Source organism: Synechococcus sp. CCAP 1479/10 (genome assembly GCF_019038515.1).
Classification (GTDB): Bacteria; Cyanobacteriota; Cyanobacteriia; order PCC-6307; family Cyanobiaceae; genus Cyanobium.
Genome location: NZ_JAFKRJ010000008.1, coordinates 139,687 through 166,417 on the forward strand (window position 1 = coordinate 139,687; position 26,731 = coordinate 166,417).

Here is a 26,731-nt window from a genome sequence, read left to right on the forward strand (position 1 = left end):
ATACACGTGATCCCCCCGAACCTGCCCGTGCCGATCCTGTCTGTTTCGATCAGCCGCGGATGAACGATCTCCTGCTCCTGGTGCTGGCGGTGGTCGGGATGCTGATGGGGTCCTTTCTGTGTTCGGGGGTGGAGGCGGCCCTGCTCACCGTCAATCCGGTGAAGGTGCATGAACTGGCGAGCCGCCCCCGGCCGGTGGCGGGCGCCCGCCGGCTGGAGGCCCTGCGTCAGCGCCTCGGCCGCACCCTGGCGGTGCTGGTGATCGCCAACAACATGTTCAACATCTTCGGCAGCCTGATGGTGGGCGGCTTCGCCAGCGTCGTCTTTGCCCGCTACGGCGTCAGCGGCCCGGCCCTGCCCCTGTTCTCGGTGGCCCTCACCGTGCTGGTGATCCTGCTGGGGGAGATCCTGCCCAAGGCGATCGGCAGCAAGCTGGCCCTGCCCGTGTCCCTGGCGGTCGCCCCCGGGCTTGGGCTGTTCACCAAGCTGATGCTGCCCCTGGTGCTGCTGCTGGAGCGGATCCTGCCGGCGATCACGGCCGAGAACGAGATCAGCACCGACGAGGAGGAGATCCGCCTGCTGGCCCGGCTGGGTTCCCAGAAGGGCCAGATCGAGGCCGACGAGGCCGCCATGATCGCCAAGGTGTTCCAGCTCAACGACCTCACCGCCCGGGACCTGATGCTGCCCCGGGTGTCGGCCCCCACCCTGGCGGGCCACCAGAGCCTCGATGAGCAGCGCTCCACCCTGCTGCGCCACACCACCGCCTGGTGGGTGGTGCTGGGGGAGGAGGTGGACGAGGTGCTGGGGGTGGCCAGCCGCGAGCAGCTGCTCACCGCCCTGGTGGAGGGACGGGGGGCCAGCCAGGCCGCCGATCTCTGCGAACCGGTGGAGTTCGTGCCGGAGATGATCCGGGCCGACCGGCTGCTCACCAGCTTCCGCCGCAACGGCTCCGGGGTTCGCGTGGTGGTCGATGAATTCGGCGGCTTCGTGGGGGTGATCGGGCCCGAGGCCGTGCTGGCGGTGCTGGCCGGCTGGTGGCGCCGGCCCGCCTCCGCCGCGGAGACCGCCCCATGACGTCGGCGGCACCGGCAGGGGCGATCGCCGCCCCCCCCGCCGCCGAGCGCTGCCGCCAGCTCCTGGCCCGCTGGCGTGCGGAACTGGTGCTCAGCGGCCGGGAGCAGGCGGCCCTGGCGCCGGAGCTGGCCAGCCTCGACCGCCAGCTGGAGCGCCTGCGGCGCCGCCGGCCGCGGGTGGCGGTGTTCGGCCGGGTGGGGGTGGGCAAGTCCAGCCTGCTCAATGCCCTGCTCGGCGAGGACCACTTCGCCACCGACGTGGCCCATGGCTGCACCCGCCGTCAGCAGCAGCGGGCCTGGGACCAGCCCGTGGCCGGCCTGGAGGGGGTCGACCTGGTGGACACCCCCGGCATCGACGAGATCGCCGCCGCCGCCCGCTCCCGCCTGGCGGCCCGGGTGGCGGTGGGCGCCGACCTGGTGCTGCTGGTGATCGACAGCGATCTCACGGTGATGGACGCCCAGGCCCTGGACGACCTGCTGGCCTCCGGCAAGCCCCTGCTGCTGGTGCTCAACCGCAGCGACTGCTGGCCGGAGGCCGAGCGGGACGCCCTGATCGCCAGCATCGGCCGGCGCCTGCCGCCGGGGGCCCGCCAGCTGCGGCCCCTGCCGGTGGCGGCCGCCCCCCGGGAGGCCCGTCTGCGCCCTGACGGCCGCGTGCGCAGCGAGGCGGCCCCGCCCCGGGTGGAGCCCCTGCGCCGGGAGCTCACCGGCCTGCTGGAGCGCCACGGGGAGCTGCTGCTGGCCCTCAACGCCCTGCGGGCCGCCGACCGCTTCAGCCAGGCCCTGCACCGCTGCCGGCTGCGCCACGGCCGCCGCCAGGCCCAGGGTCTGATCGGCCGCTTCGCGGCCCTCAAGGCCACGGGGGTGGCGGCCAACCCGCTGCTGCTGCTCGATCTGGCCGGCGGTCTGGCCTGCGACAGCGCCCTGGTGGTGCAGCTCTGCCAGCTCTACGGCCTGCCGATGACCCGCAGCGGTGCCCGCACCCTGCTGGCCCGTCTGGGCGGCCACAACGCCCTGCTGGGGGGCGCCCAGCTGGGCCTGCAGCTGCTGCTCGGCGGTCTGCGCCAGCTGCTGCTGCTGGCAGCCCCCCTGAGCGGCGGGCTGAGCCTGGCGCCGGCGGCGCCGGTGGCCCTGGCCCAGGCGGCCCTGGCGGTCCACACCACCCGGCGCACGGGCCGTCTGGCCGCCGCCGAGCTGCTGCGCGCCACCACCGCCGCGGGCCAGCCGGGGGCCCTGCTGCGCCGGCTGGTGCGGCAGGACCCGGAGACCCGGCGCTGGCTGAGCGAATGGCAGCAGCAGGGGGCGGAGGGGACCGCCGGCGGCGGCCTGCAGCCGTGACGACCGCCGGCACGGATGCCCCGTTGACCCGTCTCGCCCTGTTCGGCACCAGCGCCGACCCCCCCACCCGCGGCCACCGAGCCCTGCTGGAGGGGCTGCTGGGCCTGTTCCCCCAGGTGCTCACCTGGGCCAGCGACAACCCCCTCAAGCAGCATGGCGCCCCCCTGGAGGTGCGTACGGCCCTGCTGGGCGCCCTGGTGGCCGCCATCGACGACCCGCGGCTCAGCCTGGAGCAGGAGCTCAGCAGCCCCTGGGCGGTGGAGACCCTGGAGCGGGCCAGGGCCCGCTGGCCTGACCGGGAGCTGGTCTTCGTGGTGGGCAGCGACCTGGCGGGCCAGATCCACCGCTGGAGGCGGGCCGAGGAGCTGCTGCGGAGCTGCCGGCTCGGCATCGCCCGCCGCCAGGGCTGGCCGCTGCAGGCGGCGGATCTGGAGCGGCTGCGGGGGCTGGGGGCGACGGTCGACCTGCTGCCCCTGGCGATCCCCCCCAGCGCCAGTTCCCGGATCCGGGCGCAGCCCGATCCGGCCCAGGTACCGTCCGAACTCTGGCCGGTGCTGCTGCAGCACAATCTCTATGGCCTCTCCGAGCCCTGATGCGCCTCGCCCTGGCCCAGCTCAATCCCCTGGTGGGCGACCTGGAGGGCAATGGCCGCAGGATCCTGGTGGCCGCCGAGCGGGCCCGCGCCGGCGGCGCCGACCTGCTGCTCACCCCCGAGCTGTCGCTGTGGGGCTACCCGCCGCGGGACCTGCTGCTGCGGCCCGCCCTGATCCAGCGCCAGGAGGGGGTCCTGGCGTCCCTGGCGGCGGCCTGCCCAGACGGACTGGCGCTCCTGGTGGGGGTGGCCGAGCCGGTGGCCGGCCGGCGCCAGCCGGGGCTGCACAACGCCCTGGCCCTGGTGGAGCGGGGCGGCTGGCGGATCGTCTGCCGCAAGCGCCTGCTGCCCAGTTACGACGTCTTCGACGAACGCCGCTACTTCCTGCCCGGCGACGCCCCGGCGGTGCTGGAACTGGAGGCGGGTGGCCGCCCCTGGCGCCTGGGCCTGACCATCTGCGAGGACCTCTGGGTGGAGGAGAACCTGCGCAGCCGCTGGCCGGACGCGGTGGATCCGATCGCCGATCTGGCGCCCGGCCGGATCGACCTGCTGCTCAACCTCTCGGCCTCCCCCTTCGGCCGCGGCAAGGGGGAGGTGCGCCAGGGGCTGGCGGCCCGGGCGGCGGACCGGCTGGGGGCGCCGGTGGTCTACCTCAACCAGGTGGGCGGCAACGACGAACTGGTCTTTGACGGCGCCAGCTTCGTGGTGGACCGCGCAGGCCGGCCCCTGCTGCGGCTGGCCTGCGCCGCCGAGGACCTGGCGGTCTGGGACGCCACGCCAACCACGACGCCCGCCACGACCACCGCCGCAGCGCCGCCGGACCCCTGGGAGCAGCTGCTGCGGGTGCTGGTGCTGGGGGTGCGGGACTACGCGGCCAAGTGCGGCTTCCAGCGGGCCCTGCTGGGGCTGAGCGGCGGCATCGATTCGGCCCTGGTGGCGGTGATCGCCGCCGCGGCCCTCGGCCCCGCCCAGGTGGAGGTGCTGCGCATGCCCTCCCCCTTCAGCTCGGCCGGTTCCCTCGACGATGCCGACGACCTGGCCCGGCGGCTCGGGCTGGCCACCGCCACCCTGCCGATCGCGCCGTTGATGGAGGCCTTCGCCGCCGCCCTTCCCCCCGCCCTGGGGGCGCCTCCGGCCGGGGTCACCGAGGAGAACCTGCAGTCCCGGATCCGCGGCACGCTGCTGATGGCGGTGGCCAACCAGAAGGGGGGCCTGCTGCTCTCCACCGGCAACAAGTCGGAGCTGGCGGTGGGCTACTGCACCCTCTACGGCGACATGAACGGCGGACTGTCGGTGATCGGCGATCTCTACAAGACCACCGTCTTCGGCCTCTGCGAGTGGCTGGATGGCGAAGCCTCCGGTCCCTGCCGGGCCGCCCTGGGCCTGCCGGCCGACGGCGAGCTGATCGGCGCGGCGATCCGCACCAAGCCCCCCAGCGCCGAACTGCGTCCCGACCAGCGCGACAGCGATTCCCTGCCCGACTACGGGGTGCTCGACCCCCTGCTGAAGGCCTCGATCGAGGAGCTGCGCACCCCGGAGGAACTGGTGGCCGAGGGGGCCGATCCGGCGCTGGTGGCCCGGGTGGCCGGCCTGCTGCGGCGGGCGGAGTTCAAGCGGCGCCAGGCGGCTCCGGTGCTCAAGGTGAGCGACCGGGCCTTCGGCACCGGCTGGCGGATGCCCATCGCCTCGGCCTAGGGTTTGGCCACGATCGCCTCCGGGCGGCAATCCTTCCTGCCCCATGCCAGCTCCCGGCCCGGCACCCCTGGCCTCTCCGATGGCGAGCATCGGTGTGCCCACGGAGATCAAGCGCGACGAACAGCGGGTGGCCCTCACCCCCGACGGCGTCCATGAGCTGGTGTCCCAGGGCATGGAGGTGCGCGTCCAGGAGGGGGCGGGCCTGGGGGCCGGCATCAGCGACGACGACTACCGCGCTTCCGGGGCCCGCATCGTCAGCTGCGAGGAGGCCTGGGCCGCCCACCTGGTGGTGAAGGTCAAGGAACCGCAGCCGCAGGAGTTCGCTTTTCTGCGCAGCGATCTGGTGCTGTTCACCTACCTGCACCTGGCGGCCTACCCCGAGGTGGGCAAGGCCCTGCTGGAGGCGGGCACCACGGCGGTGGCCTACGAAACCGTGCAGCTCGAGGACGGCAGCCTGCCGCTGCTGGCCCCGATGAGTGAGGTGGCCGGCCGGCTGGCGGCCCAGGTGGGGGCCCACCTGCTGGAGAAGCCCCACGGCGGGCGGGGCGTGCTCATGGGGGGCTGCACCGGCGTGCGGCCGGCGCGGGTGGTGGTGCTGGGGGCCGGCACCGTGGGCTGGAACGCGGCCCGCATCGCCGCGGCCATGGATGCGGAGGTGTTCCTGCTGGATCGCTCCCCCCACCGCCTGCGGGGCCTGGAATCCGACCGACGCGGCCGCATGACCAGCCTGGTGAGCAGCCGCAGCCTGATCGAGCGGCTGGTGCCGGGGACCGACCTGCTGATCGGCGCCGTGCTCCTGCCCGGCGGCCGGGCCCCCACCCTGGTGAGCGAGGAGCTGGTGCAGCGGATGCGGCCCGGGTCGGTGATCGTGGATGTGGCCATCGACCAGGGCGGCTGCATCGCCACCAGCCGCGAGACCACCCACACCGATCCGGTGGTCACCATCCACGGGGTGCAGCATTACGCGGTGGGCAACATGCCCGGCGCCGTGCCCTTCACCTCCACCGAGGCGCTGGTGAGTGTCACGCTCCCCTACATCCTGGTGATGGCGGGAAGGGGCCTGCTGGAAGCGGTCACCGACCGGCCCGAGCTTCTCAGCGGCCTGAACACCGTGGACGGGGCCGTGTGCCATCCCGGGGTGGCCAAGGCCCTGGGGGTGGCGCCGCGCCATCCGATGGCCTGCCTGCGCTGAGCCGGTTCAGAGGGTGGCGCGGAAGATCACCGAGGCGGGCTGGCCGCTGAGGGGATCGAGCGGTTCGCGCAGCTCCCGGACCACCAGGCCATGGCGCTGGAACAGCCGAACCCAGGATTCCAGGGTCCGGAAGAACCAGGGCGCCGGCGTGCGGAAGGCCGGGGAGAACCCGGCCCAGGAGCCCTCCCGCCAGCCGTCCTCGTAGGGATGGTCGGTGCAGATCAGCATCGGGTGCAGCGTCTGGACGAGGACGCTGCCGTCGGGCGCCAGCAGGGCCGGCAGCGCCGCGAACAACTCGTCGAGGCTGCGATCCCCGAGCAGGGAGAAGTTGGCCACCACCACGTCGAAGCGCTCGTTCAGGCTGCCGGCGCCGATCTGCTGGTGGGAAAGCGTCCGGAAGCGGGCGCCATCCGGTGCATCTTCGGCAGCGATGGTGGTGAGTTCGGCCACCGCGTCGGTCCCGAGCACCGCGATGCCCTGGCGGGCGCAGTGGTGGGTCAGCCAGCCCTCGCCGCAGCCCAGATCCAGCAGGGTGGCGGGCGCGCAGTCATTGATCGCCTCCAGGATCGCCCCGTTGGTCACCCTGACGCGACTGAGGATCTCGCCGCGGCGCACTGCCCGGGTCCAGGTGGCGGCGTTGACGACCCAGGAGGCCTGGATGTGCTCCTCCATGAACGCGAGCGCCGGTTCCGTCGCGGATGCGGCGTCATCGCCGGCGTCAAGGGGAAGGAGCATGGGCGCGGTCGGAAACGACGCGGAGTGGGTGGGTTGCAGAGTGCCTGGAGCGCTCCATCACCCTGAGAAGCGTAATCAGTCCGCCTTCGACCTGCCGGCTTGGCCTGCAGACTCCGAACTGGCTGCCACCATCGGCACCCTGCGCCGCCTGGCTCAGGCCGCCGGCTCCGCCAGCAGGCCGGTGAGATCCTCGCTGCCGAACACCTGGCGATAGGCGGCCGTGCTGGTGCACAGAACCACCGGCACCGCCACCAGCAGCCCCACGAAGCAGGCCAGCAGGCCCACCAGCACGATGGCGAATTCCACCAGGGCCAGCAGCAGCACCGAGCCCCACTGGGGATCGAGCAGGGCGCGGCCCCGGTTGATGGAGTCGATCGGTCCGCGGCCCTCCAGCAGGGCGATCTGGGCCATGAACTTCTGGTTGACCGCCAGGTAGATCAGCAGCGTGAAGGCCGCCAGGAACGGAAGCACGGCCAGGATCTGGTTGAGCTGGGCGGCGGCGACCCCCACCAGGGCCCCCACCATCAGGATCGCGATCATCAGGATCCCCAGGGCCAGGCCGTTGCGGAACAGCCGCCAGCTGGCCGGCCCATCCCAGCGGGTGAAGGTGCCCATGGCCGGCTTTCCGCCCGAAAGGGCGCTCCAGGCACCGCGGACCAGGCCCGTGGTGCTCCACAGGCTCACCAGCACGCTCAGGATCGAGCCCACCACCAGCCGGACCACGTCCACCGCCGTCACCACGGCGGCCTCGTCGGGGTCCACCTGGCCCTGGATCAGGGAGCAGATGCTGCTCAGCACACCCGCCAGCAGGGTGAAGCCGATGAACACCAAGGGGGCCCGGGTGAAGGCCTGCCAGCCCTGCTTCACGGCCTCGATCACCTTCAGGGAGGATCCGCCGCTGGGATCCTGCATCAGAGACTCGGCCATCGCTCGGGGGGGAGTTGCCGGGAGGTTAGGCAGCGTCCGACGGGCGGCCACCCCATCGGTGCGAAGCGTTGCATCCGGCGCCACGGGGTGGATCGGCGATCAGCCCGGATCCAGGAACTTCAGCGCCGCCTGGGTGCGGTTGCTCACCTGCAGCTTCTGAAAGATCGTGTGCAGATACACCCTCACCGTCCCGGTGCCCAGGCCGAGGCTGGTGGCGATCTGGCGGTTGGTGAGACCGCCGGCCATGGCCGCCAGCACCTCCCGCTCCCGTGGCGTCAGCAGCGCCAGGGAGGCCTCCGGCGGGCCGGCGGCGGCAGGGGTGTCCCGGGTGCGCAGGGCCCGGGTGGCGGAGCGGTCCCACCAGCTGGCCCCCTGTTCGACGCTGGTCAGGGCCGTTTCCAGGTGCGCGAAGGCCTCCGCCTTGTGGAGATAGCCGCTGGCGCCGGCGTCCCACAGCCGCTGCACCCAGCGACTGTCATCCTGGCTGGTGAGAACAAGCACAGGCAGGTCGAAGCCGTCGCTGATCCGCCGGCAGGTCTCCAGGCCCCCCAGCCCGGGCAGGCCGATGTCGAGCACCACCACATCGGCCGGGGCCTCCGCCAGGGCCTCCAGGCCCTGCTCGCCGTCGCTCACCGAACGGACGGCGGTGACCGATGCCAGGCGCAGCAGGAACGCCTCGATCCCCACCCGGAACGCCTCGTCGTCCTCGATCAGCAGCACCCGCATCAGCCCGGCGGCTCCTCAATCGGCAGGCGCACCTCGATGCTGGCCCCTCCGGCGGGCAGGTTGCTGGCCCGGATGCGGCCCCCATGGGCTTCGGTGATCTGTCGGGAGAGGTAGAGACCCAGTCCGCTGCCCCGCTGCTCCGGATCACTCTGGTAGAAGCGCTCGAACAGGTGGGGCAGGCTCGCTTCGGGGAAGCCCTGGCCCCGGTCGCTGACGGTGACCACCGCCTGGCCCTGCTGGCGCTGCAGGTCGACCCAGACGCGCTCGCCCCGAAGGCTGTGGTTGATGGCATTGAGCAGCAGGTTCTCCAGCAGCCGCCGCAGGCCGCCGGCATCCCCCGCCAGGGTGAGGCGGCCTGGGCCGGTGGGTTGGCGCTGGATCAGGGTCACCTCCCGCTCGCGGGCGATGGGACCCACGGCCTCGATCGCCTCGGCGGCAAGGCGCCCCAGGTCGCAGCTCTCCGGTTGCAGCCTGAGGCCCTCCTGGTCGGCGCGGAACAGCCGCAGCAGGTCCTCGATCAGCCGCAGGCTCCGCTCCTGGCTGGCGAGGATGGCGACGAGGCCCCGCTCCAGCAGGCCCCCCGGACTCGGACTCGCCTCGAGCTCCATCATCCGGGCCGTGGCGATCGTGCCCAGCACGGGGGTCTTGAGGTCGTGGGCGAGGGTGGCGATCATGTCCCGGCGCAGGTCCGCCTGGGCCAGCCGCACCTCCAGGTCCACCTGCTGCCGCAGCAGGTGGCGGTTGTGCAGGCACAGGAAGGTGGTCACGGTCAGGGCCAGACAGACCAGCAGGCGATCCACCAGCACCGCCCTCCAGTCGGGATCCGGCACCGGCACCACCAGGTTCACCAGGGTCAGCCCGCAGCAGAGCGCCAGGAAGGCGAGGGCATCGCGGCGGTTGCGCTGGGGGGCCCCGATCACCAGCGGGATCACGTAGAGGTAGCCGAAGACGATGTGGGGCGGCGTGGCCAGCTCCAGCAGCAGGATCAGGCCGGTGAGCGCCCAGGGCGGCCCCGGGGATCGGGCCAGCCGGCGCAGGCGGCCCGTCTCGCCGGCCGGGCCGGGACTGCTCATGGCTCCCCGTCGGGGCCCGGCGCCGTGGTGTCGGAGATCAGGTGCAGATCGATGCTCAGCCCCCGCAGCTTCTGCTGCAGCCGTTCCGAGATCGGCCGGCGCAGCAGCACCTGCCAACGGGAGCGCAGCGTCTGCCCCAGCACGATCTGGCTGATGCGCCGCTCGCGGGCCACCCGGGCGATGGTGCCCAGCACGTCGCTGCTGTCGATGCGCAGGAAGGTGCCGCCCACGTCCTCGCACAGGGTGGCGCAGGTTTCGAGCCGCAGGGTCTCCTCCCGGCTGAGGAAGCGGCCGGGATCCTGGATGGTGAGGGCCAGCAGCGGCGCGTCCATGGTGCTGGCCAGGCGGGCGGCGCGCCGCAGCAGCCGGGTCGCGCTCGGATAGGCCGACAAGCAGACCATCACCCGCTCCCGCAGGCCCGCCGCCGTGGGCTCCTCCTCCTCCACCCGGTCGGCCACCTCCCGCAGCGACAGCTCCCGCAGGGCCACCAGGTGGCGTCGCTGGAAGAAGTTGGCCAGGGCCTGGGGGACCTTCTCCGGGGCATAGACCTTGCCCTCCCGCAGGCGCTCCTGGAGGGTCTCGGGGGTGACGTCCACCAGGACCACCTCGTCGGCCTGCTCCAGCACCCGGTTGGGGATCCGCTCCCGCACCACCACCCCGGTGAGCTCGGCCACCAGATCGTTGAGGCTCTCCAGGTGCTGGATGTTGAGGGTGGAGTACACATCCAGACCGGAGAGCAGCAGGGCCTCCACGTCCTGCCAGCGCTTGCGGCGTTCGCTGCCCGGGATGTTGGTGTGGGCCAGCTCGTCGACCAGCACCAGCTGGGGGCGGCGCTCCAGCACGGCGGCCACGTCCAGTTCCTCCAGGGTCACCCCCTGGTAGAGCAGGTGCTTGCGCGGCACCTGCTCCATCCCTTCGGCCTGGCGGATCGTTTCCTGGCGGCCGTGGGTCTCGAGCAGGCCGATCACCACGTCGGTGCCCTCCTTGAGCAGCTCACGGCCCTCCTGGAGCATGCGGCAGGTCTTGCCCACGCCCGGGGCCATGCCGATGAACACCTTGTGGCGGCCCAGGCCGCGGCTGGAGCGGATCAAGGCACCAGCTCGTCCAGGGCGAGGTTGAAGGCCAGCACGTTCACCAGCGGCGGCCGCGCCAGACCGAGCAGCGGCCGGTGGCTGTGGCCCTCCAGCAGGGCCTCCAGCCGGTCGGGCGGCAGCCGGCGGGCGGCGGCGATCCGCGGCAGCTGCTGCCGGGCCGCCGCCAGGCTGATGTCGGGGTCGAGGCCCGACCCGGAGCTGGTGAGCAGATCGGCGGCCACACTGCCCACGCCGCGCTCGGACCAGACGACGACCTCCGCCGCGACCCGCTGGGCCAGGGCGGGGTTGCCGGGGGCCAGGTTGCTGGGGCCCGAGCTGGGGGGATCGCCGCTGCCGTAGGCCACGGCGCTGGGCCGCCCCTGCAGGTAGCGATCGCCCGCGAAGGCCTGCCCGATCAGGGCCGAGCCCACCACGCGCCCATCGACGCGCACCAGGCTCCCTTCGGCCTGCCGGGGGGCGGCGATGCGGGCCAGGCCCAGCATCGGCACGGTGATCACCACGACGGTGAGCAGCCAGAGCACCAGGGTGAGGCGCAGGCCCTGGCCGAGTCGGGAAAGGGCGTTCATCAGAATTTCTCCGGGCGGACCATGGCGGTGAACAGATAGGCCGAGAGGGCCAGGGTGACGCTGATCAGCAGGGCCAGGGCATGGCTCTGCAGGCTGTCCAGGCGGCCCCGCTGCAGGGGGGCGAGCAGCACGGTGCCGGCGGCGAGCAGCAGGGGCAGCCAGAACAGCGGTCGCTTGATCAGATCCATCGGGAAGGGGGCGGAGCGGTGGACGGGGGGTGCGGAGCGGATGGTGGGAGGGCGCGGGCCCGGCCGGCTCAGAGGAGCCCCAGGGCGCCGATCGCCAGATCGATCGCCTTGATGCCCACGAAGGGGGTGATCACGCCGCCCAGGCCGAAGAGCAGCAGGTTGCGCCGCAGCAGCTGGTCGGCGCTGAGGGGCCGGAACTCCACCCCCTTCAGGGCCAGGGGCACCAGGGCCGGGATGATCAGGGCGTTGAACACCATCGCCGAGAGGATCGCCGACTGGGGACTGGCCAGCCCCATCAGGTTGAGCGGTCCCAGCCCCACCCCGGCGAACAGGGCCGGCAGGATCGCGAAGTACTTGGCCACGTCGTTGGCCAGGGAGAAGGTGGTCAGGGCGCCGCGGGTGATCAGCAGCTGCTTGCCGATCGTCACGATGTCGATGAGCTTGGTGGGATCGCTGTCGAGATCCACCATGTTCGCCGCCTCCTTGGCGGCCTGGGTGCCGGAGTTCATGGCCACGCCCACGTTCGCCTGGGCCAGGGCCGGGGCATCGTTGGAGCCGTCGCCGGTCATGGCCACGAGCTTGCCCAGTTTCTGCTCCCGGTCGATCACGGCGATCTTGTCCTCGGGGGTGGCCTCGGCGATGAAGTCGTCGACACCGGCCTCCCGGGCGATCACCCCGGCGGTGATCGGGTTGTCGCCGGTGAGCATCACGGTGCGGATCCCCATGCGGCGCAGCTGGTCGAACCGCTCCCGGATGCCCGGCTTGATGATGTCCTTGAGGTAGATGACGCCGAGGATGGCGTTGCCGCGGCAGGCCGCCAGGGGGGTGCCGCCGAGCCGTGACACCTGCTCGTAGGCCCCGTCGAGGTCGTCGGGCACGGTGCCGCCGCGGGAGCGCACGAACCCCTTGATGGCGTCGACGGCCCCCTTGCGGAATTCGATCCCGGCGGGGTCGTCGCTGCCGCTCATGCGGGTGCGGGCCGAGAAGTCGAGGCCCGTGGCCTGCTCCGCGGCGAAGGGCAGCACGGCGCCGCGCTGCTCCGCCAGCCGCACGATCGAGCGGCCTTCGGGGGTCTGGTCGAAGCAGCTGGCCGCCAGGGCCACCTCCGCCAGCTCCGCCTCGCGGTGGCCGCCCACCGGCAGGAACTCCTCCGCCAGCCGGTTGCCGAGGGTGATGGTGCCTGTCTTGTCGAGCACCAGGGTGTTGATGTCGCCGCAGGCCTCCACGGCCCTGCCTGAGGTGGCGATCACGTTGAACTGGGCCACCCGGTCCATGCCGGCGATGCCGATGGCCGACAGCAGTCCGCCGATGGTGGTGGGGATCAGGGCCACCAGCAGCGCCACCAGGGTCACCACCGGGGTGGGTTCCTTGAGGTAGCCGGCCAGGGGCGGCAGGGTGGCCACGGCGATCAGGAACACCTGGGTGAGCACCGCCAGCAGCACCGTCAGGGCGATCTCGTTGGGGGTCTTGGTGCGCTCGGCCCCCTCCACCAGGGCGATCATCCGGTCGATGAAGCCCTTGCCCGGATCGGCGCTGATGCGGATGGTGAGCTGGTCGGAGAGGATCCGGGTGCCGCCCGTCACCGAGCTGGCCACGTCGGAGCCGGCCTCCTTGAGCACCGCCGCCGATTCGCCGGTGATCGCCGACTCATCCACCGAGGCCACCCCCTCGATCACCTCGCCATCGGCGGGGATCGTGTCGCCGGCGGCCACCAGCACCACGTCCCCCTTGCGCAGGCTGGAGGAATCCACCAGCCGTTCGCCGCCGGCGGGATCGAGCAGCCGGGCCTGGGTGCGGGCCTGGGTGCGGCGCAGGGCATCGGCCTGGGCCTTGCCCCGGCCTTCCGCCAGGGCCTCGGCGAAGTTGGCGAACAGCAGGGTGGCCAGCAGGGTGAGGCTCACCAGGGCGTTGAACAGCCGGCCGGAGGCCTCCTTCCCGTCGCCGAACAGACCCGGGCCCACGGTGGCCAGCAGGCAGACGACCGTGCCGCACCAGACCACGAACATCACCGGATTGGCGGCGGCGGTGCGGGGATCGAGCTTCACGAACGCCTGCAGGGCGGCGCGGCGCACCAGGCCCTTCTGGCGGGGTCGGGGCGTGTAGCGCCGCTGGTCGCGGCGGCCCCGCGGCATGCGGGGAAAGAGGGTGCGGGCCGGCAGGGAGGTCATGGCGGTTCGAATCAGGTGGCGAGGAGCAGGCCGTCGGCGATCGGCCCGAGGGCGAGCACGGGGAAGAAGGTGAGGGCGCCGAGGATCACCAGCACCACCGCCAGCACCACCGTGAACAGGCTGGTGTCGGTGGCGAGGGTGCCGGGGCCCGGCGGCAGCGCTGGCTTGCGGGCATAGCCGTCGGCCAGCACCACCAGGGCGGCGATCGGTAGGTAGCGGCCCCCCACCAGGCTGACGCTGGTGCTGAGGTTCCACCAGAGGCTGCCGTCCCCCAGGCCCTCCATGCCGCTGCCGTTGTTGGCCGCCGCCGAGGCGTACTCGTAGACCACCTGGCTGATGCCGTGGGGCCCGGGGTTGCTGATCCCCGCCAGGTCCGTGGCTCCGGCCATGGTGAACGCCGCGGGCAGCAGCACGAACACCGGGTGGATCAGCAGGATCAGGCTGCTCCACACCACCTCCGCCTTCTCCACCTTGCGGCCCAGGAATTCCGGGGTGCGGCCCACCATCAGTCCGGTGAGGAACACCGCCAGCACCATGAACACCAGCAGGTAGGCGATGCCGGTGCCCTGACCGCCGCAGACCACCTGCAGGAACAGGTTGAACAGGGCCACCAGGTTGGAGAGCGGCAGCAGCGAATCCATGGCGCCGTTGACCGCTCCCGTCATCGAGCCGGTGGTGAGAACGGCCCAGAACGCCGTCAGTCCGGCCCCGAAGCGCAGCTCCTTGCCCTCCAGGTTCGGGCCGCTGATCCAGGCCGACAGGGCCGGGTTGCCCCCCTGTTCGGCCGCCATCGCCAGGGCGGAACCAGCGGCGATCAGCGCCGTGACCAGCAGCAGCAACAGGGTGCTCTGGCGCCGGTTACCGAGAAAGCGCCCGAAGGCGTCGATGCTGGCGGCCGGGATGGCCACCATCGCCCAGCAGCTGAGCAGGTTGGTGAAGCCGTCGGGGTTCTCGAAGGGGTGGGCCGAGTTGGCGCCGTAGAAGCCGCCGCCGTTCTCACCCAGCTGCTTGATCGCCTCGAACAGGGCCACCGGGCCGCGGATCAGCAGCTGGTTGCCCCCCTCCAGCGTGGTGATCCGCAGGGGATCGGCCAGGGTCATCGGCACACCGCAGAACAGCAGTGGCACGGCAAGCAGCAGGCTGCCGGGGATCAGCACCCGGGTGAGGGCGCGCACCAGCTGGCGATGGAAGTTGCCCAGGGGCAGGCCGCAGAGGCCGCGGATCACCGCGAAGCCCACCGCCAGGCCGCTGGCCGCCGAGACGAACATCAGGAACTGGATCACCCCCAGCTGGGCGAAGGTGCCCAGGGTCTGCTCAGGCACGTAGTGCTGCTGGTCGGTGTTGGTGAGGAAGGAGAGGGTGGTGTGCAGGGCCAGGTCCCAGCGCAGGCCGGGCCAGCCCAGGGGGTTCAGCCAGGCGGGCTGGAAGGCCAGCAGCAGGAAGGCCAGGCCGCCGAAGCAGGCGTTGGCCACCAGGAAGGGCTGCAGGTAGGCCCAGGCCGTGGCCGCCGGCTGGCCCCGGTCGCCGATCCAGCGCAGCAGCCCCGTCTCCAGCGGCAGCAGCCAGGGGTCCCAGGCGGGCTGGGGGCGGTCGTCGAAGACCTGCCAGAGGTGGCGGCCCAGGGGAAAGGCCGTCAGCACCGCCACCGCCAGGGTGACGGCGGCCAGAAACCAGGGGAGCATCGGGGGCTGTCCTGCGGTCGCGCCCACCCTCCCGCCGGCGGGGCGGCCGCCGCAACTGACGAAAGGCAGGGGTGGGGCCAGCACGGCTGCGGCCGCCTCAGGCGCCGCCGGTGCGCAGATGGCGGGCCCGGTTGATGCGACCGCGCCCGTCGCCGCGGGGAGCCCCGCTGCAATCCGGCAGCAAGCTCAGGCAGAGCTCCACCGCATCCCCTTCCCGGCTGCTGTGGATCGCCGGCACCATGTCGTAGGAGACCTGGTAGCCCCCATTGGTGTAGCTGACGGCGGAGCCGGAGCCGGCGATGGGGATCTGGACGCCGTTGGCGTCAGCGGCACTCAGCCGGTAGTGGATCTCCCGGATGAACGTTGGGCTGCACGCGCCGAAGCGGCGGTCCCCCGGTTGCAGGGCGCCCGCCAGGGCTTGTCACCGTGGCTCCCCGGTGGCCTCGCCCGCTCGCGGTGCCGAGGCCACCAGAGCTTCGGCGGCCCGCCGGGCATCGGCGCCGGCCAGGGGAGTCCGCTGCAGGAAGGCCACCACCAGGGCGCCTTCGAACAGCAGCTGCAGCTGGCGGGCCAGACCCTCCGGGTCGGCGACGGCGAGATCACGGCAGAGACCCTCCAGGAGGTCGCGGCAACCCTGCTTGAAGGCCTCGGCCGCCTGCCGGGGCAGATCCTCCGCAGAGGGGTACTCGCTGGCGGCCTTGATGAACAGGCAGCCGTGGAACGCCGGCGAGCGCACCGCCTGCTCGAGCCAGTCGAACACCGCCAGCAGGCGCGTCCCGGGGTCCTCCGGCGCCGCGGCGATCCGCTTGGCCAGCCCTGCGGCGATGGCGTTGCCGCGGCGCTCCAGCACGGCGGCGATCAGCTCCTCCTTGGATCGGAAGTGCTTGTAGAGGGTCATCTTGGCCACCCCGGCCGCGGCCAGGACCGTGTCGATGCCGACGGCCCGGTAGCCGTGGCGGGCGAAGAGCCCTTCGGCCGTGTCCAGCAGCGCGCCCCGCTTGGCGGAGGTCCTGGTGGTGGCGCCGCTCGCTGGCATGGATTCCGCTGCAGTAGGCCCAATCTAGTGAGTAGACAGAAAGGTCTGCTACCTTTGGATGCGCAGACCGGTCTGTCTACTCAGGCTGTCCGCATCCCCGGCCCCCCATCCCTCGCCCCGATGCTCAAGCTCCACGGCCACGAACTCTCCGGCAACAGCTACAAGGTGCGCCTGCTCCTGGAACTGCTCGGGCTCGACTACGACTGGGTCCGCGTCGATCTGATGGCCGGCGAACACAAGGGGGAGGCGTTCCTCTCCCTCAATCCCTTCGGCCAGGTGCCCGTGCTCCAGGAGGACGGCACCACCCTCTCCGACGCCCAGGCGATCCTCTTCTACCTGGCGGCCCGCCAGGAGGATGGCCTCTGGCTGCCCGCCGATCCCCTCGGCCAGGCCCGGGTGGTGCGCTGGCTCTCCACCGCCGCCGGTGAGGTGCGCCAGGGCCCGGAAAGTGCCCGGCTGCACCATCTGTTCGGCGTCAAGGCGATCCCCATCGAGCGGGCCACCGAGAAGGCCGCCTTCCTCCTCGACCAGCTGGAGCGGCACCTGGCCCACCGGCAGTGGCTGGAGCTGGAGCGCCCCACCATCGCCGACATCGCCGTGTTCCCCTACGTGGCCTTGGCCCCGGACGGCGGCATCGATCTGGCCCCCTATCCCAACGTTTGCGCCTGGATCGGGCGGATCAAGGCGCTGCCGGGCTACGTGCCCATGAAGGGCCTGGAGGCCTGAACGGAGCCATCCCCCATGAGCCAGCACTACCTGCATCGCCATCTGACCCCCGCCGTGGGTGAGGCCCAGCTCCAGGCCTATGGCCAGAGCCAGGGCGTGCCCCCGGCCCCGGCGTCCGATCGCCTCAGTGCCAGGGAGATCGCCTTCATCAGCGCCCGCGACAGCTTCTACCTGGCCAGCCTCACCGAAGCGGGTGCCCCCTACCTGCAGCACCGGGGCGGGCCGGTGGGCTTCCTGCGGGTGCTCGACGAGCGCACCCTGGGGTTCGCCGATTACGGCGGCAATCGCCAGCTGCTCACCGCCGGCCATCTGCGCCGCGATCCGCGGGTGGCGTTGTTCCTGATGGATTACGCGGCCCGTCGCCGGCTCAAGATCGACGGGGAAGCGCAGGTGGTGCCGCTCGCTGATGATCCCCAGCTGGCGGAGCAGCTGGCACCGGAGGCTGCCGGGGAGGTGGAGCGGCTCTTCCGCATCCGGGTGGAGGCCTTCGACTGGAACTGCCCCCAGTTCATCACCCCCCGGTTCACGGCAGTGGAGCTGGAAGCCCAGCTGCGGCCGTTGCAGGCGCGGATCACTGCGCTGGAGGATGAGCTCCAGGGTCTGCGCCGGCTGCGCTCATGACAATCCTTCCCCTCCTCGATGGGGGAAGGAGATGTCCAGCACCAGGCAGCCCTCGGCGTCCGTGCGAAACGGGCCATGCACCTCCCCCGGCGGCCGGCTGGCGTAGTGCCCGCTCTCCAGCCACAGGCCGACGGCCGCGTCGAACAGGCGCCCGCTGACGATGAAGATCTCCTCGGGGAAGGGGTGGGCCTTGCCCCCGAAGGCGGTGGTGTCGGCCCCGCTCAGGAAGCGGGTGAGGCGGGTGATCTCCCCGGTGGCCGGATCCTCACTGAGCACCAGCTCCTGCACCTGGCCCTCCAGCCCCTCCAGCCAGCGCCAGCGATGGGCCTGCTCCAGCGCCAGCGGATTCCAGTACGTGCTGGTGGTTTTGCTCATGGTGGGGTGAGGTGAGCGGCGGCGGCCAGGTGGGCATCGATGAGCGGCGCCAGCCGCCCGGCGTGATCCAGGCCGAGATCATGGTCGCCGCCGTTGATCACGTGCAGACGGGCATCGGGCAACAACAGGGCCAGGCGCTCCCCGGCGGCCACCGGGCTGAACGGGTCGGCATCGCCCCACAGCAGCAGGGTGGGCGCGGCGACCTCCGCCAGGTGCTCGGAGAGGTCGGTCGTTTCCGTGGCAAACCAGTCGGGGAGGTGGGACAGGCTGGTGCGGAAGCCGGCCCGCCAGTCGGTGGCCCCCAGCTCCACCATCGGCAGGCCGCCGGAGGTGGCGGCCAGCACCAGGTGCGTCACCCAGCCGGGCCGGGCCAGGGCGGCCTGCAGGGCCAGCACCCCACCCATCGACTGGGCGATCAGGGCGCAGGGGCGATCCAGCGGTTCCAGCACCAGGGCCAGCAGGTCGTCGAAGCCCTCCACCCCCGGCCGGGGCGGGGTGTCGCCGAAGCCGGGCCAGCCCAGGTGCAGCCGCTCGGCGCGGCAGGCCAGCCGCTGCTCCAGGGGACGCCAGAAGGACGTGTCGCCCGAGGCGCCGGGAAGGAACAGCAGCCGCTCGGGCCGGCCGCTCACGGCCCATCCGCCCCCACGCCCACCAGGGCCGCACTCGCCTCCCAGAGCCGCCGGGCCAGGTCAGGGTCCTGGCCTTCGGCGCTGGTGGCGGTGGCCTCGAACAGGTGCCGTCCCGGGGCTGTGACGCGGTTGCGGAGGTAGGTGAAGCCGCTGGCGGCGTAGGCGTCATCGACGGCCAGGGCTGCCAGCAGCGCCCCGGCGTTCTCGACACTCTCGGTGAGGCGCAGCAGCGAGCGGGCCGCCAGGGCGAACAGCCGCTGCCCCAGCTCATTCGACTGGCGGCTGTAGCGCCAGAAGCCGCCTGTGCTCGTGGGCGGGATCACCAGCCCCGGGCTCCAGGCGATCACCGGAGCGGGCGTGCCCCGCGCTTCCAGGCGCCGGGCGAACTCCCGGGCGAACAGCACGTTGCAGAGCTTGCTGTCCTTGTAGGCCTTGTCGGCACTGAATGGAGCCGAGCCTTCCACCATCGTGGTGCCCTGGCCCGGCCGCAGGCCCGCCAGCTCGCCCAGGCCCGCCGGGGCCCCCACCTTGCCCCCCGCGGTGGTGGGGTCGTGCACCTCGCTGGCGGTGACCACCAGCCGCGGGGATTGGGCGGCCGCCACCAGGGGCCAGAGCTGGTGGGCCAGCAGGACGTGGCCCAGATGGTTCACCCCGAAGCTGAGCTCATGGCCCTGGGCGGTGCGGCGCGGTTCGCTGGCGCCGGCGTACTGGAGGCCGGCATTGAGCACCAGGGTGTCGATGGGGGTCCCCTGGGCGAGCAGGGCGGCGGCACAGGCCCGCACGCTCTCCAGATCCGCCAGGTCACAGACGGCGGTGGCGGGGGTTGTGCCGGTGCCGGCCCGCTCCAGCACCCGGCGTGCGGCCGCCTCGGCGCTGGCCCGGTCCCGGCAGGGCAGGGTGAGCCGGTGGCCGGCCCGGCAGAGGATCACCGCCGCCTCGAAGCCGATGCCGGAATTGCCGCCGGTCAGGAGGATGTGGCGCGCTGCAGCCAAGGGCGGACTCCTGGGGGTGCCGGAAGGGTGCCGAGCGGGCCAAGGCTACGGACCCCGGGCTCCGAGCTGCCGATGCCGGTCCTGCCAGAGTGCTGCCTGTGCCCCGACTCCCCCGACGCTCCTTCCTGGCGCTGGCGACGGCCGCGGGCCTTGCGGCGGCCACCGGCGCCGGCGTGGCGTTCCGGGAGCACACCCGAAACGCGCTCACGGTCACCAACCGGAGCGGCCGCACGATCACGTCCCTGGAAGTGTCCCTGCCCTGGGAGACGCTGCGGTTCGAGCCGATCGCCGCTGGGGAATCGGTCAGCCGCTCCTTCCGCATCGTCTCCGATGCGAGTTTCTTGATCGAGGGCGAGCTGGCGGACGGCACCCGTCTGCAGGCGGCCGAGGGCTACGTCACCAACGGCCAGTACGGGGAAGAGGTGCGGATCGAGGTCGGTCCCGGCGGTGCGATCCAGCTCCGCCAGCAGCGGCGCTGACGCGATCAGAACAGCCGGAACAGATTCAGACCGCCACCTTTGGGGGCCGGAGCCTCCTGGCCTTCGCCGGAGCCCGGATCGAGGCGCTCCATGCCCTCTCCCAGAAAACGGGTGGCGGTGGAGCGCCGCTCCAGGCTGAGCCGCCAGGCGGGGCTGCCCTGGGGGCTGCTCAGCAGCAGCGTGCCGCCGTAGGCGGTGAAGGTCACCATCGCCGCCTCCATCGCCGCCATGGCCTGGGCGCTCACCGCGCAGGTGGTGCGCTCCGGAGCCAGCAGCACGCCGCGCTGCACCAGCCGGGCCGCTTCCGGGGCTCTCAGGTCATCCGGCACAGCGCTGTCGGCCATCGGCAGCTCGCTGGAGGTCCACATCACGATGTCGCCCTCCTGGCGGCCCATGCCCGTGGCCGTCGCCTGGTAGCCGAGGGCGGTGGGGATGGCCGGCCAGCTCAGTCGCTGGGCGCCGCCGGCCGGGGTGCTCGTCAGCTTCACCGGCGCCAGGAAGTCGTGGCCGCTGCCCACCGGGAAGTGGATCTCCGGGGCGTAGTTACTGGCCACCACATGGTTCCCCACCAGGGAGGCCTGCTGCGGCACCGCCGGCGCCTCATCGCCCGATGGCCAACGGCCCGAGGTGCCCGCGGGGCCGGTGGCCGCCGCCAGCCGCTTCAGGCCCGAGAGCGCCTGGCGTCGCTGGTCCTTGGTCAGTCCCTGCAGGGTGATGATCTCGGGCTGGCCGGCGCCGGCGCTCTCGGCGCAGCCGCGGAAGATCAGCAGCCGGCCCTTCGCCTCGGGAATGTCCTCCTCCTTCCACTCCCGGCCCCGCTCCCCAGGGCTGTCGCTGCCGCTCTTCAGCGGCAGGGCCGTCCCCATCGCCATGGCCGCCGGGATGCGGTGCTCGGCCGTGGGGTTGGCGGTGGTCTGCGGGGACTGCAGCCGCAGCTCCAGCTGGCGGCTGGTGGCGCCCATCGCCGGCCGGCCCCCCATCATCATCTGCAGCATCCCGGCGCCGCCCATCGCCCCCATCCCCGCCGTGGTGGTGGCCTCGATCCTGTAGGTGGCGACCGGCGCCGGCGGCTTGGCGCCCGGTTTGGCCGCCGCCGCCAGGGCCGGCAGGGCCTGGCCGGCGCCGAGCAGAAGAACGAGCGGTGCGGCCGCCTGCCAGGACACCCGCGGACCAGCACCCATGACGTCCATGCCGTTGGAGGGACGCACAATCTATGGGCCGCCGACCCTGCGATGGACTCCGCCGCCCCGTCCCCGCTCCAGCGCATCGACCAGGACCTCTTCGATGCGGTGGCCGCCGCCGCCGCCGACTCCCCTCGCCGGCGCCGCAACCACAACTTCCACGCCCCCACCGACCGGGTGCAGCGCTTCCTGAACGTGCTGCAGCCCGGCACCTACGTGCGGCCCCACCGCCACCGGCGCGCCCAGCCCGGCGACGGTTTCGAGTGCTTCCTCGTGCTGCAGGGGGCGATGGGGCTGCTGCTGCTCGATGCCGGCGGGCGGGTGCTGCAGCGCGAGCGGATCAGCGCCGAAGGACCCCTGCGCGGCATCGAGCTGGCCGAGGGGGTCATCCACACCCTGGTGGCCCTATCGCCCGATGCCGTGATGATGGAGATCAAGCAGGGGCCCTACGAGCCCGCCGCCGACAAGGACTTCCTGGCCGGATTTCCCCTCGAGGGAAGTGAGGCCGCAGCAGCGCAGGAGTCGGCCTGGCGGGCCCTGTTCGGGACCGGGGACGACCACTCCTCCCCTGACCAGCCCCTCCCCTGAGCGCCCGGCCCCGGGCCAGGCGGTTCAGGCCAGATCGGCTCGGCGGCAGAAGCTGCAGTGGCCCCAGCGGGCCATCTCCCCGGCCGGGGCCGGGCGGCCGCAGGCGGGGCAGTCGGCCAGACCGTGCACGTCGCAGCGGCTGGGATGGACGGCCCACACCTCCGCCTCGCTGAGGCTGCCCGGCGTGGTGGGGGCGCCGGGGTGGTGTTGCTGCACCCGCACGTCCCGCACACTGAAGCCGGCGCCGCGCAGCGATCCCAGCAACTGGTGGCGGTTGTACTGCAGGGCCTGCAGCCAGGGCCCCGGCGCAGCGCCCACCGTCAGCAGCCCCCCCTGCAGCTGCAGGGGACGGCAGTGGGGGGCCAGCTGGGGCCCGGCGATCCGCGGCCAGTCCCGCCAGAGGGCGGCCAGATGGCCGTCGCGACGCCACTCCTGCTGGAGGTTGTCCAGGCAGCTGGCCAGGGCACTGGCCGGCGGCCGGGCGGGCGGCATCAGCAGGGCGACGTTGCCCACCTGCCGCGTCTGCACCGCCTCGACTCTCTGGCGACGGGAGCCGCTGCGGGAGCCACTGGGCTCGGACGCGCGGCGCTGGCGGGACCGGGAGGGCTCCATCGACCCACGCTAAGGCCGTGCTTCGGCCCGTGATCGAAACCGGTTCCCGGCTTGACGGGACGAGCGTCTGGGCAAGGCTGGGGCCCGGAGAACCTCCATCCCCGGGGCAGCGCCATGGCCGGCTACTTCGACGATCCCACCCTGATCCGCCAGGTCCCGGTCCTGCGCGCCGCCTATTCCGACCGCACCGCCTGGCTGCTGGCGGAGATCGCCCGGCTGGTCTACGAGAAGCTGCCCGCCGAGATCAGGGTCGACGAGCTGGTGCTCCGCATCCTCGAATCGGCCCGCAGCCAGCGGGGGGAGGCGGTGGTGCGGGCCTTGGTGGCGGCCGCCATCGAGAACGGCCAGACGGTGGACGGGGTGGTGGTCTCGGCGCTGGAGACGGCCGGCTTCGAACTGCTCGAAGGCATCGCCGTGCAGGGCAGCGAAGCGATCCTGGTCCGCCTCAACCTCCCCTCCGGCCGGGGACCCGACGCCATGCTCGTGCTGGCCTTCCGGGGCACCCAGGTCACCAGCATCCACGACATCAGTGCCGATCTGCGGGCCCACCTGGTGGCGGCCCCCGGCGGCGGCCGGGCCCACGCCGGTTTCCTGGCGGCCTTCGACAAGGTGCGCGCCCCCCTGGAGGCTGCCCTGGCGCGCCATCCGGGTATCCCCCTGTACATCACCGGCCATTCCCTCGGCGGCGCCCTGGCCCTGGTGGCCACCCGCTACCTCGGCTCCGACAGCACCGGTGCCACCTACACCTTCGGCTGCCCCAGGGCCGGCGACGACACCTTCTTCGCCCCGATCCGGACACCCATCTACCGGATCGTCAACGCCGCCGACGGGGTGACGCGCATCCCCTTCGGCTACAGCCTGGTGATCCTGCTGAGTCTGATCCGGCTGATTCCCATCAACGGCACCTTCCAGATCGCCGAGTTCCTGCGGCGGAACTTCTTCGGCTACACCCATGCAGGCAGCGTCGTGTTCCTCTCCGATGCCGACAACATCCCCGATGGGCAGCAGATCCCCTTCCGGGATCTGAAGGTGGTGATGAGTCCGGAGGCGTTCTGGCGCTTCTGCGTCGTGGTGCGTCGCTTTCTCCTGACCAGGGGCAAGGCGGTGGTCGCCGACCATTCCATGGGCGATTACGCCCTCAAGCTGCAGGCCCACGCCCGGCGTCGCAACACCTGAGCGCCGCTCCGCCGGGTGTGGGTGCGGCAATCCGCTGAGGGGCGGGCAAGACCGGGCGGCAGGTTCTGGCTACTCTCGATTTCTGCACTGGCCCCGCCTCCATGGGTTTCTTCGATCGGCTGAGCCGTCTTCTGCGCGCCAACCTCAACGATCTGGTGAGCAAGGCGGAGGATCCGGCCAAGATCCTCGACCAGTCCGTCGCCGACATGCAGGCCGACCTGGTCAAGCTGCGCCAGGCCGTGGCCACCGCCATCGCCAGCCAGAAGCGGCTGCAGAACCAGGCCGAGCAGGCTGAGGCCCAGGCCCGCACCTGGTATGAGCGCGCCGAGCTGGCCCTGAAGAAGGGGGAGGAGGATCTGGCTCGGGAGTCCCTCTCCCGCCGCAAGACCTACCAGGACACCGCCACCGCCCTCAACGCCCAGCTCAGCGGCCAGGCCGGCCAGGTCGACACCCTCAAGCGCAGCCTCACCGCCCTGGAAGGCAAGATCGCCGAGGCCAAGACCAAGAAGGACATGCTCAAGGCCCGCGCCCAGGCGGCCCAGGCCCAGGAGCAGCTCCAGAACGCCGTCGGCAGCCTGAACACCAACAGTTCGATGGCCGCCTTCGACCAGATGGAGGAGAAGGTGCTCAACATGGAGGCCCGCAGCCAGGCGGCCGCCGAGCTGGCCGGTGCCGACCTGGAAAGCCAGTTCGCCGCCCTCGAGGGCAGCGACGTCGACGACGAGCTGGCGGCCCTCAAGACCCGCCTCGAAGGCGGCAAGACCCCCATCTCCCTTCCCATGGAGGGGGGGCCGGCCCCCCAGCTGGAGCCGGTGAAGGTGGCCGAGGTGAACGCCGAGCTCGAGGAACTGCGCCAGTCCATCGACAAGCTCTGAATTCATACAATCGGGCCACCGCTACCCCTAACGCCGTGCCCGCCGACGTCGACTCCCCCGTCCTTGACCTCACCGATGCCAACTTCCAGGCCTCGGTCCTGGAGGTGCCGGGCCCGGTTCTGGTCGATGTCTGGGCGCCCTGGTGCGGCCCCTGCCGCCTGATGGCCCCCCTGATGACCTGGGCCGCCACGGCCTATGCCGAGGCCCCCGGCGGAGCCCTCACCGTCGGCAAGCTGGAGGCCGACCCCAACCCCATCAGCCGCGACAGCCTCAAGGTGCAGGGTCTGCCCACCCTGGTCCTGTTCCGCGGCGGCCAGGAACTGGCCCGCCATGAAGGGGCCATGGCCCAGTCCCAGCTGAAGGCTTTCCTGGATGCCCATCTCTGAGCGCCTGTCGCGGCTCGGCAACGGGGTCTTCGCCCGCAACGACCAGCGCAAGGCCGCCTACAGCGCCCGGGCCGCCGCCGGCCACGGCCCGGACGGCACGCCCCTGCCGCCGCTGCTGGATCTCTCCCTCGGCTCCACCGACCTGCAGCCGCCGGTCGTCGCCCTCGAGGCCATCGCCGCCGGCCTGAACCGGCCCGAGAGCGCCTCCTACTGCCTCCATGCCGCCACCCTCCCCTTCCGGGAGGCGGTGGCGGCCTGGGCGCGGCGCCGTTTCGACGTGGCGGTGGATCCCGAGACGGAGGTGCTGCTGCTGGTGGGCTCCCAGGAGGGCACGGCCCATCTGCCGCTGGCGGTGCTCAACCCCGGCGATCGGGCCCTGCTGCTCGACCCCTACTACCCCTCCCACATGGGGGGCCTGCACCTGGCCAGCGCCGAACCGGTGCTGCTGCCCCTCGATGCCGACGCCGGCTGGCGGCCCGATTTCGACCGCCTTTCCCCCAGCCAGTGGCAGGACCTCTCGCTGATGGTGCTGGGGTTTCCCCACAACCCCACGGCCACCACCGGCACCCAGGCCTGGCTGGATGGGGCGGTGGAGCGGGCCCTGCGCCACGACGTGGTGCTGGCCCACGACAACCCTTACGTGGATCTGGCCCTGGAGGGGGAGGCCCCCGCCCTGCTGCGCCATCCCGACTGGCGCCGCTGCGGCATCGAGTTCTTCTCCTTCTCCAAGAGCTGGTGCCTCGGCGGCTACCGGCTCGCCTTCGCCATCGGCGCCGAGGAGCTGATCACCGCCCTGCGCCAGCTCAAGGGGGTGGTGGATTTCAACCAGTCCCTGGCGTTGCAGGCCGGGGCGATCGCCGCCCTGGAGCAGGCCCCCCACTGGCCCGAGCAGCTGCGCGGCGTCTACCGCGAGCGCCGCGACCGCATGGCCGCCGCCCTCGAGGCCCAGGGCTGGCCGGTGCGCCTGCCGTCGATGGCCCTCTACCTGTGGCTGCAGATCCCCGAGATGGCCCGGGCCCGGGGTCTGGATTCGGAACGCTTCTGCGCCGCCCTGCTGGAGGGCAGCGGCGTCTGCCTCACCCCCGGCAACGGCTTCGGCCCCGGCGGTGAGGGCTGGCAGCGATTGGCCCTGGTGCACCCGGCCGACGAGCTGGAGGCCGGTGCGGCCCGCATCGGCGACTGGCTGCGGCGGTTTTGATCGGCGCGATCGGGGCCCTGCGGCGGCGACACCCCAAGCCACCCGGGGAGGCCCCGCTGGAGCTGGCCCCCTGGCAGCTGCGGGGCCTGCCGGTGTGCGCCAGCACCGAAACGGAACTGGATCGCTGGCTGGCCCAGGATCCGCGGCTGGTCGGCGACGCGCCCCTGCCAGCCCCGCGGGCCGTGATCGCCCGCCGGCAGCGCTTCGGCCGCGGCCAGCAGGGCCGTCCCTGGTGCTCCCCGGCCGGGGGGGTCTGGTTGAGTGCGGCCCTGCCCTGGCCAGCGGCGGCGGCGACGGCCGCGGCCCCCGGCCTGGCAGTGGCGGTCGGGCTCTGCCTGCGGCTGGAGGCCCGGGGTCTCCCGGTGCGGCTCAAGTGGCCCAACGACCTGCTGCTGCCCGGCGGGGTCGTGGGGGGTGGCGGGGGTGGCCCCCGGAAACTGGCGGGCCTGCTGCCCCGCCTGCGCTTGCGGGGGGGCACCTGCCGCTGGGCCCGGATGGGGGTGGGGCTCAACGTCGCCAACCGGGCGCCGGTCGGTGCCGTGGCCCTGGCGGAGCTGCTGGGAGCCGGCCGCGCCGATCCCCTGCTCTGGTGCGGGGAGGTGCTGGCGGCCCTGGAGTGGGCCATGGCCTGGGCCGGGCGGCCCCAGGAGGTCTGCCGTCAGGCGGAGCGGCGCCTGCATCTGCCCGATGGCCCGATCCACCTCGATGGTGTCGACTGGCGGCCCGCCGGGCTGGCGACCGACGGCGGGCTGCGCCTGGTGGCCGGCAGCGCCGAGCGGGTCCTGCACCGTGGCTTCGGCGCCGGATGA

At 72.6% G+C, this 26,731-nt stretch carries 30 protein-coding genes; 14 read left to right on the top strand and 16 right to left on the bottom strand.

Annotated features, from left to right (window positions below; genetic code table 11):
- Positions 1-59 precede the first annotated feature (59 nt).
- From KUG39_RS04525 to ald, 5 genes are read left to right on the top strand one after another with little or no spacing between them, the layout of a single operon-like run.
- Positions 60-1,073, top strand: coding sequence for a CNNM domain-containing protein (locus KUG39_RS04525; protein ID WP_190610670.1), 1,014 nt, complete (start codon positions 60-62; stop codon positions 1,071-1,073).
- A complete protein-coding gene (locus tag KUG39_RS04530; protein WP_216913281.1) occupies positions 1,070-2,410 on the top strand; it encodes a DUF697 domain-containing protein in 1,341 nt (446 codons plus the stop codon). The genes KUG39_RS04525 and KUG39_RS04530 overlap by 4 nt, the downstream gene beginning before the upstream one ends.
- A gap of 23 nt (positions 2,411-2,433) precedes the next feature.
- Entirely contained in the window at positions 2,434-3,003 is a 570-nt protein-coding gene (locus tag KUG39_RS04535) for a nicotinate-nucleotide adenylyltransferase (protein WP_286192938.1), read from the top strand.
- Entirely contained in the window at positions 3,003-4,697 is a 1,695-nt protein-coding gene (locus tag KUG39_RS04540) for an NAD+ synthase (protein WP_216913285.1), read from the top strand. The genes KUG39_RS04535 and KUG39_RS04540 overlap by 1 nt, the downstream gene beginning before the upstream one ends.
- Before the next feature lie 43 nt (positions 4,698-4,740).
- Entirely contained in the window at positions 4,741-5,889 is a 1,149-nt protein-coding gene (gene ald / locus KUG39_RS04545; RefSeq protein ID WP_286191041.1) for an alanine dehydrogenase, read from the top strand.
- Between the two features lie 6 nt (positions 5,890-5,895).
- Here ald and KUG39_RS04550 read toward each other — a convergent pair whose 3' ends face one another.
- From KUG39_RS04550 to KUG39_RS04600, 11 genes are all read right to left on the bottom strand, one after another.
- Positions 5,896-6,624, bottom strand: a complete 729-nt coding sequence (locus KUG39_RS04550; RefSeq protein ID WP_216913287.1) for a class I SAM-dependent methyltransferase — start codon at positions 6,622-6,624, stop codon at positions 5,896-5,898.
- Between the two features lie 153 nt (positions 6,625-6,777).
- Positions 6,778-7,551, bottom strand: coding sequence for a DUF7544 domain-containing protein (locus KUG39_RS04555; RefSeq protein ID WP_216913289.1), 774 nt, complete (start codon positions 7,549-7,551; stop codon positions 6,778-6,780).
- 99 nt (positions 7,552-7,650) lie between these two features.
- Positions 7,651-8,277 (bottom strand): response regulator transcription factor, encoded by a 627-nt coding sequence (locus KUG39_RS04560; RefSeq protein WP_094587281.1) that lies wholly within the window; start codon positions 8,275-8,277, stop codon positions 7,651-7,653.
- The gene (locus KUG39_RS04565) at positions 8,277-9,350 is read right to left on the bottom strand and encodes a sensor histidine kinase (RefSeq protein WP_216913291.1); all 1,074 of its coding nucleotides are present in this window, start codon (positions 9,348-9,350) and stop codon (positions 8,277-8,279) included. Before KUG39_RS04565 ends, KUG39_RS04560 begins: the two co-directional genes overlap by 1 nt.
- Positions 9,347-10,441 (bottom strand): sensor histidine kinase KdpD, encoded by a 1,095-nt coding sequence (locus KUG39_RS04570; protein ID WP_216913293.1) that lies wholly within the window; start codon positions 10,439-10,441, stop codon positions 9,347-9,349. The genes KUG39_RS04565 and KUG39_RS04570 overlap by 4 nt, the downstream gene beginning before the upstream one ends.
- Positions 10,438-11,010 (bottom strand): K(+)-transporting ATPase subunit C, encoded by a 573-nt coding sequence (kdpC, locus tag KUG39_RS04575; protein WP_216913295.1) that lies wholly within the window; start codon positions 11,008-11,010, stop codon positions 10,438-10,440. The genes KUG39_RS04570 and kdpC overlap by 4 nt, the downstream gene beginning before the upstream one ends.
- Positions 11,010-11,198: a potassium-transporting ATPase subunit F gene (locus tag KUG39_RS04580; RefSeq protein ID WP_216913297.1), complete on the bottom strand. Its 189-nt coding sequence runs from the start codon at positions 11,196-11,198 to the stop codon at positions 11,010-11,012. Before KUG39_RS04580 ends, kdpC begins: the two co-directional genes overlap by 1 nt.
- A 68-nt stretch (positions 11,199-11,266) precedes the next feature.
- Positions 11,267-13,366, bottom strand: a complete 2,100-nt coding sequence (gene kdpB / locus KUG39_RS04585; RefSeq protein WP_216913299.1) for a potassium-transporting ATPase subunit KdpB — start codon at positions 13,364-13,366, stop codon at positions 11,267-11,269.
- 11 nt (positions 13,367-13,377) lie between these two features.
- Positions 13,378-15,048, bottom strand: coding sequence for a potassium-transporting ATPase subunit KdpA (gene kdpA / locus KUG39_RS04590; RefSeq protein WP_216913301.1), 1,671 nt, complete (start codon positions 15,046-15,048; stop codon positions 13,378-13,380).
- Positions 15,049-15,145: 97 nt separating this feature from the next.
- Positions 15,146-15,289 carry a hypothetical protein gene (locus KUG39_RS04595; RefSeq protein WP_216913303.1) on the bottom strand — a complete coding sequence of 48 codons (144 nt, stop codon included), beginning with the start codon at positions 15,287-15,289 and terminating at the stop codon, positions 15,146-15,148.
- Positions 15,290-15,469: 180 nt separating this feature from the next.
- The gene (locus KUG39_RS04600) at positions 15,470-16,084 is read right to left on the bottom strand and encodes a TetR/AcrR family transcriptional regulator (protein ID WP_216913305.1); all 615 of its coding nucleotides are present in this window, start codon (positions 16,082-16,084) and stop codon (positions 15,470-15,472) included.
- 120 nt (positions 16,085-16,204) lie between these two features.
- Here KUG39_RS04600 and KUG39_RS04605 point away from each other — a divergent pair, with 120 nt between their 5' ends.
- Together KUG39_RS04605 and KUG39_RS04610 are read left to right on the top strand one after the other, a co-directional pair.
- Positions 16,205-16,810, top strand: a complete 606-nt coding sequence (locus tag KUG39_RS04605) for a glutathione S-transferase family protein (protein WP_216913307.1) — start codon at positions 16,205-16,207, stop codon at positions 16,808-16,810.
- A 15-nt stretch (positions 16,811-16,825) separates the two neighbouring features.
- A complete protein-coding gene (locus tag KUG39_RS04610; protein ID WP_216913309.1) occupies positions 16,826-17,431 on the top strand; it encodes a pyridoxamine 5'-phosphate oxidase family protein in 606 nt (201 codons plus the stop codon).
- On the opposite strand, the gene KUG39_RS04615 is transcribed toward KUG39_RS04610, so the two are convergent.
- The 3 genes from KUG39_RS04615 to KUG39_RS04625 are packed head-to-tail and all read right to left on the bottom strand — an operon-like array spanning position 17,426 to position 19,427.
- Positions 17,426-17,806, bottom strand: coding sequence for a cupin domain-containing protein (locus KUG39_RS04615; RefSeq protein ID WP_190610652.1), 381 nt, complete (start codon positions 17,804-17,806; stop codon positions 17,426-17,428). The two genes, KUG39_RS04610 and KUG39_RS04615, sit on opposite strands and share 6 nt — an antisense overlap.
- Positions 17,803-18,435: an alpha/beta fold hydrolase gene (locus KUG39_RS04620; protein WP_190610651.1), complete on the bottom strand. Its 633-nt coding sequence runs from the start codon at positions 18,433-18,435 to the stop codon at positions 17,803-17,805. The genes KUG39_RS04615 and KUG39_RS04620 overlap by 4 nt, the downstream gene beginning before the upstream one ends.
- Positions 18,432-19,427, bottom strand: coding sequence for an SDR family NAD(P)-dependent oxidoreductase (locus KUG39_RS04625; RefSeq protein WP_216913311.1), 996 nt, complete (start codon positions 19,425-19,427; stop codon positions 18,432-18,434). Before KUG39_RS04625 ends, KUG39_RS04620 begins: the two co-directional genes overlap by 4 nt.
- Positions 19,428-19,525: 98 nt before the next feature.
- Between KUG39_RS04625 and KUG39_RS04630 the strand changes: the two genes are divergently transcribed.
- Positions 19,526-19,906 carry a hypothetical protein gene (locus KUG39_RS04630; RefSeq protein ID WP_216913313.1) on the top strand — a complete coding sequence of 127 codons (381 nt, stop codon included), beginning with the start codon at positions 19,526-19,528 and terminating at the stop codon, positions 19,904-19,906.
- Positions 19,907-19,911: 5 nt separating this feature from the next.
- On the opposite strand, the gene KUG39_RS04635 is transcribed toward KUG39_RS04630, so the two are convergent.
- The gene (locus KUG39_RS04635; RefSeq protein WP_216913316.1) at positions 19,912-21,087 is read right to left on the bottom strand and encodes a hypothetical protein; all 1,176 of its coding nucleotides are present in this window, start codon (positions 21,085-21,087) and stop codon (positions 19,912-19,914) included.
- A 51-nt stretch (positions 21,088-21,138) separates the two neighbouring features.
- Here KUG39_RS04635 and KUG39_RS04640 point away from each other — a divergent pair, with 51 nt between their 5' ends.
- Positions 21,139-21,675: a WbuC family cupin fold metalloprotein gene (locus KUG39_RS04640; RefSeq protein WP_216913319.1), complete on the top strand. Its 537-nt coding sequence runs from the start codon at positions 21,139-21,141 to the stop codon at positions 21,673-21,675.
- Between the two features lie 24 nt (positions 21,676-21,699).
- On the opposite strand, the gene KUG39_RS04645 is transcribed toward KUG39_RS04640, so the two are convergent.
- Entirely contained in the window at positions 21,700-22,287 is a 588-nt protein-coding gene (locus tag KUG39_RS04645; RefSeq protein ID WP_094587303.1) for a DciA family protein, read from the bottom strand.
- A gap of 114 nt (positions 22,288-22,401) precedes the next feature.
- Between KUG39_RS04645 and KUG39_RS04650 the strand changes: the two genes are divergently transcribed.
- The 5 genes from KUG39_RS04650 to KUG39_RS04670 all read left to right on the top strand — a co-directional run bounded on the left by KUG39_RS04650 (position 22,402) and on the right by KUG39_RS04670 (position 26,731).
- The gene (locus KUG39_RS04650) at positions 22,402-23,463 is read left to right on the top strand and encodes a lipase family protein (protein ID WP_216913321.1); all 1,062 of its coding nucleotides are present in this window, start codon (positions 22,402-22,404) and stop codon (positions 23,461-23,463) included.
- Between the two features lie 101 nt (positions 23,464-23,564).
- The gene (locus tag KUG39_RS04655; protein ID WP_094587305.1) at positions 23,565-24,338 is read left to right on the top strand and encodes a PspA/IM30 family protein; all 774 of its coding nucleotides are present in this window, start codon (positions 23,565-23,567) and stop codon (positions 24,336-24,338) included.
- 35 nt (positions 24,339-24,373) lie between these two features.
- Positions 24,374-24,724, top strand: coding sequence for a thioredoxin family protein (locus KUG39_RS04660; protein WP_094587306.1), 351 nt, complete (start codon positions 24,374-24,376; stop codon positions 24,722-24,724).
- Positions 24,711-25,922, top strand: coding sequence for an aminotransferase class I/II-fold pyridoxal phosphate-dependent enzyme (locus tag KUG39_RS04665; protein ID WP_216913323.1), 1,212 nt, complete (start codon positions 24,711-24,713; stop codon positions 25,920-25,922). The genes KUG39_RS04660 and KUG39_RS04665 overlap by 14 nt, the downstream gene beginning before the upstream one ends.
- Complete coding sequence (locus KUG39_RS04670) at positions 25,919-26,731, top strand: biotin--[acetyl-CoA-carboxylase] ligase (protein WP_216913326.1); 813 nt, start codon at positions 25,919-25,921, stop codon at positions 26,729-26,731. The genes KUG39_RS04665 and KUG39_RS04670 overlap by 4 nt, the downstream gene beginning before the upstream one ends.

Coding starts and splice junctions, on each gene's coding strand:
- KUG39_RS04555 (WP_216913289.1), bottom strand. CDS start 7,551: ATGGCCGAGTCTCTGATGCAGGATCCCAGCGGCGGATCCTCCCTGAAG.
- KUG39_RS04605 (WP_216913307.1), top strand. CDS start 16,205: ATGCTCAAGCTCCACGGCCACGAACTCTCCGGCAACAGCTACAAGGTG.
- ald (WP_286191041.1), top strand. CDS start 4,741: ATGCCAGCTCCCGGCCCGGCACCCCTGGCCTCTCCGATGGCGAGCATC.
- KUG39_RS04525 (WP_190610670.1), top strand. CDS start 60: ATGAACGATCTCCTGCTCCTGGTGCTGGCGGTGGTCGGGATGCTGATG.
- kdpB (WP_216913299.1), bottom strand. CDS start 13,366: ATGACCTCCCTGCCGGCCCGCACCCTCTTTCCCCGCATGCCGCGGGGC.
- KUG39_RS04655 (WP_094587305.1), top strand. CDS start 23,565: ATGGGTTTCTTCGATCGGCTGAGCCGTCTTCTGCGCGCCAACCTCAAC.
- KUG39_RS04635 (WP_216913316.1), bottom strand. CDS start 21,087: ATGGGTGCTGGTCCGCGGGTGTCCTGGCAGGCGGCCGCACCGCTCGTT.
- KUG39_RS04650 (WP_216913321.1), top strand. CDS start 22,402: ATGGCCGGCTACTTCGACGATCCCACCCTGATCCGCCAGGTCCCGGTC.
- KUG39_RS04665 (WP_216913323.1), top strand. CDS start 24,711: ATGCCCATCTCTGAGCGCCTGTCGCGGCTCGGCAACGGGGTCTTCGCC.
- KUG39_RS04540 (WP_216913285.1), top strand. CDS start 3,003: ATGCGCCTCGCCCTGGCCCAGCTCAATCCCCTGGTGGGCGACCTGGAG.
- KUG39_RS04600 (WP_216913305.1), bottom strand. CDS start 16,084: ATGCCAGCGAGCGGCGCCACCACCAGGACCTCCGCCAAGCGGGGCGCG.
- kdpC (WP_216913295.1), bottom strand. CDS start 11,010: ATGAACGCCCTTTCCCGACTCGGCCAGGGCCTGCGCCTCACCCTGGTG.
- KUG39_RS04580 (WP_216913297.1), bottom strand. CDS start 11,198: ATGGATCTGATCAAGCGACCGCTGTTCTGGCTGCCCCTGCTGCTCGCC.
- KUG39_RS04550 (WP_216913287.1), bottom strand. CDS start 6,624: ATGCTCCTTCCCCTTGACGCCGGCGATGACGCCGCATCCGCGACGGAA.
- KUG39_RS04560 (WP_094587281.1), bottom strand. CDS start 8,277: ATGCGGGTGCTGCTGATCGAGGACGACGAGGCGTTCCGGGTGGGGATC.
- KUG39_RS04645 (WP_094587303.1), bottom strand. CDS start 22,287: ATGGAGCCCTCCCGGTCCCGCCAGCGCCGCGCGTCCGAGCCCAGTGGC.
- KUG39_RS04640 (WP_216913319.1), top strand. CDS start 21,139: ATGGACTCCGCCGCCCCGTCCCCGCTCCAGCGCATCGACCAGGACCTC.
- kdpA (WP_216913301.1), bottom strand. CDS start 15,048: ATGCTCCCCTGGTTTCTGGCCGCCGTCACCCTGGCGGTGGCGGTGCTG.
- KUG39_RS04615 (WP_190610652.1), bottom strand. CDS start 17,806: ATGAGCAAAACCACCAGCACGTACTGGAATCCGCTGGCGCTGGAGCAG.
- KUG39_RS04595 (WP_216913303.1), bottom strand. CDS start 15,289: ATGGTGCCGGCGATCCACAGCAGCCGGGAAGGGGATGCGGTGGAGCTC.
- KUG39_RS04610 (WP_216913309.1), top strand. CDS start 16,826: ATGAGCCAGCACTACCTGCATCGCCATCTGACCCCCGCCGTGGGTGAG.
- KUG39_RS04530 (WP_216913281.1), top strand. CDS start 1,070: ATGACGTCGGCGGCACCGGCAGGGGCGATCGCCGCCCCCCCCGCCGCC.
- KUG39_RS04565 (WP_216913291.1), bottom strand. CDS start 9,350: ATGAGCAGTCCCGGCCCGGCCGGCGAGACGGGCCGCCTGCGCCGGCTG.